Origin of the sequence: Pseudomonas sp. UBA4194 (genome assembly GCF_002379585.1) — a bacterium.
In the GTDB taxonomy this organism is placed as follows: Bacteria; Pseudomonadota; Gammaproteobacteria; order Pseudomonadales; family Pseudomonadaceae; genus Aquipseudomonas.
The window spans coordinates 1-2,713 of the sequence record NZ_DFUE01000078.1 but is presented as its reverse complement, the minus strand read 5'-3'; the positions used below and the strand labels follow the sequence as shown (position 1 = coordinate 2,713).

The 2,713-nt window shown below is 62.2% G+C and carries 2 protein-coding genes; one reads left to right on the top strand and one right to left on the bottom strand.

Annotation, left to right across the window (positions count from 1 at the left end; all coding sequences use genetic code 11):
- Window positions 1–32 precede the first annotated feature (32 nt).
- Window positions 33–635: a lipopolysaccharide kinase InaA family protein gene (locus tag B3397_RS19165; RefSeq protein ID WP_296253156.1), complete on the bottom strand. Its 603-nt coding sequence runs from the start codon at window positions 633–635 to the stop codon at window positions 33–35.
- Between the two features lie 169 nt (window positions 636–804).
- Between B3397_RS19165 and msbA the strand changes: the two genes are divergently transcribed.
- The gene (gene msbA, locus B3397_RS19160) at window positions 805–2,613 is read left to right on the top strand and encodes a lipid A export permease/ATP-binding protein MsbA (RefSeq protein ID WP_296253155.1); all 1,809 of its coding nucleotides are present in this window, start codon (window positions 805–807) and stop codon (window positions 2,611–2,613) included.
- Window positions 2,614–2,713: the final 100 nt, after the last annotated feature.

Sequence of the window (2,713 nt, the reverse complement as noted above, 5' to 3'; positions counted from 1 at the left end):
GGTGAGGGGACCACCCACCCCCGATCCCAACCCTACCCCAACAACGCCCGCCGCATCTCCGCCAACGGAAAACACTCCGTCAGCTTCTCCCGCTGCAAATACCGCGCAAAATGCTCCAGATTGCGTTTGATCAGCCGCCGCGACAGCGGCCCGCGGGTGAAGCTCATGTCGGCCATGTCGATCAGCCCCAACGTCCCCTCGGGCGTGACGATGATGTTGCCCAGGTGCAGCGAGCGAAAATACACCCCGGACCGATGCAGCCGCCGGACCATCGCAATCAAGGGTTCCAGGCTTTGCTGCCAGGTGAATTCGGCGGTGTCCATCAGCTGGCGCAGATTCCGGCCGGGCAGCGGTTCGTAGAGCACCGCGGTGATACCGGGTGTGTCCAGGCGATAGTGCTGCAGCACCTTGAGGGTGGGGATGCCCAATTCGTGCAAGCGTTCGGCATTGCTGATGAAACGCGCCGAATAGGGCCGCAGCAGGGCCGATGACAGCAACCGCTTGCGGCGGAACAGCTTGAGTATGTTCCCGTCGGCGAGCAGGTAGACTTTCGCGCCATGGCTGTCGGCTTCCAATACCTTGGCGCCGGCGACGAGCGTTTCAAAAGCAGCCTGGGGCAGCCGGGTGCATTGCATTGTGATAAAGCCTTGAGTGAAGAGGGCGGGTGGCATGATGCCGAAAAAGGGTGGGCAGTTCTACTGTTGCTGGGGTTTGGCGCCTGCACCGAGGCGACCGTCCACCACAAGACCCAGCCCCCCACCCCTGTGATAAAATCCCCGCTCTACGCCAACAGTGAGTTCAACGATGAGTGATTCACCGCGCCCAGCGGAACAGGATTCGAGCCTGAAAATCTACCTGCGATTGCTCAGCTACGTGCGTCCCTATGTGGGCATGTTTCTGATCAGCATCATCGGCTTCGTGATTTTCGCCTCCACCCAGCCCATGCTGGCCGGCATCCTGAAGTATTTCGTCGATGGCCTGAGCAACCCCGAAGCGGTGCTGTTCCCCAACGTTCCCTACCTGCGCGACCTGCAATTGCTGCAAGCGGTGCCGATCCTGATCGTGCTGATCGCGGCCTGGCAGGGCCTGGGTTCCTACCTGGGCAACTACTTCCTGGCCAAGGTTTCCCTGGGCCTGGTGCACGACCTGCGGGTCGAGCTGTTCAACAAACTGCTGGTGCTGCCCAACCGCTACTTCGACACCCACAACTCCGGGCACCTGATCTCGCGCATCACCTTCAACGTGACCATGGTCACTGGCGCCGCCACCGACGCCATCAAGGTGGTGATCCGCGAAGGCCTGACGGTGGTGTTCCTGTTCATCTACCTGATCTGGATGAACTGGAAGCTGACGCTGGTGATGCTGGCCATCCTGCCGCTGATCGCCGTGATGGTGGGCAGCACCAGCAAGAAATTTCGCAAGCAGAGCAAGAAGATCCAGGTGGCCATGGGCGACGTCACCCATGTGGCCTCCGAAACCATTCAGGGCTATCGGGTGGTGCGCAGCTTCGGTGGCGAGCAGTACGAAGAAACCCGCTTCGCCAAGGCCAGCCAGGGCAACACCGACAAGCAGCTGCGCATGACCAAGACCGGCGCCATCTATACGCCCATGCTGCAGCTGGTGATCTACACCGCGATGGCCGTGCTGATGTTCCTGGTGCTGTACATGCGCGGTGACGCCACGGCGGGTGATCTGGTGGCCTACATCACCGCCGCCGGCCTGTTGCCCAAGCCAATTCGGCAGTTGTCGGAAGTCAGCTCCACCGTGCAGAAGGGCGTGGCCGGGGCCGAGAGCATCTTCGAGCAACTGGATGTCGAGCCCGAACTGGACACCGGTTCCGTGGAACGTGCGCGGGTCAGTGGCTTGCTGGAAGTGCGCAACCTGAACTTCACCTATCCGGGTACCGAGCGCCAGGTATTGAGCGATATCAATTTCACCGCCAAGCCGGGCGAGATGATCGCGCTGGTGGGGCGTTCCGGCAGCGGCAAGTCGACATTGGCCGGGTTGATTCCGCGGTTCTATCACCACAGCCAGGGCGAAGTGCTGCTCGATGGCGTGGAGATCGAGGACTACCAGCTGCGCAACCTGCGCAAGCACATTGCGCTGGTGACCCAGAACGTCACCCTGTTCAACGACACTGTGGCCAACAACATCGCCTATGGCGATCTGGCCGATGCGCCCCGCGAGGATATCGTCGCTGCGGCAGCCGATGCCTATGCCAAGGAGTTCGTCGACCAGCTGCCCGAGGGTTTCGATACCCAGGTGGGCGAGAACGGCGTGCTGCTTTCCGGCGGCCAGCGCCAGCGTCTGGCGATTGCGCGCGCCTTGCTCAAGAATGCGCCGTTGCTGATTCTGGACGAGGCCACTTCGGCGTTGGATACCGAGTCCGAGCGGCATATCCAGGCCGCGCTGGATCATGTGATGAAAGGCCGCACCACGCTGGTGATCGCGCACCGCTTGTCGACCATCGAGAAGGCCGATCAGATCCTGGTGATGGACCAGGGGCGTATCGTCGAGCGCGGCACCCATCACCAGTTGCTGGCACAAAACGGCTTCTACGCCCGCCTGCATGCCATGGGCCTGGACGAACCGGCCAAGGCCGACATCACCTGAGGCCATACGGGCCCCATCGCGGGTAGAACCCGCTCCCACACGGGATCTGCGCCACCCGCAGATCCCCAACCCCCCCCCCCACCCCCCCCTGTGGGAGCGG